Annotated in this window: 1 pseudogene; it reads left to right on the top strand. The window is 58.8% G+C overall.

Going from position 1 to position 296, the window contains the following annotated elements:
* A pseudogene (locus SB775_RS28635) lies at positions 1-296 on the top strand (isocitrate lyase); the annotation flags it as partial.

The raw sequence follows: 296 nt of genomic DNA, 5'->3' as shown, positions 1-296 counted from the left end.
GCGGTCATCTCGGCGGCAAAGTATTGCTGCCGACTCAAAACGCAGTGAAAAATCTTGTTTCCGCCAGGCTGGCCGCAGACGTTTTGGACGTCCCGACATTGATCATCGCCCGAACGGATGCAGATGCCGCCGACTTGATCACAAGCGACATCGATGAGCGCGACCACCAGTTCATCACCGGCGAACGCACGCCGGAAGGGTTCTACCGGACAAATGCCGGCATCGACCAGGCCATCGCCCGCGGCCTTGCTTACGCACCTTATGCTGACTTGATCTGGTGTGAAACGTCCCACCCC

The sequence above is a fragment of the Peribacillus sp. SIMBA_075 genome, from assembly GCF_046534585.1.
This window is presented reverse-complemented; position numbering and strand designations above follow the sequence as displayed.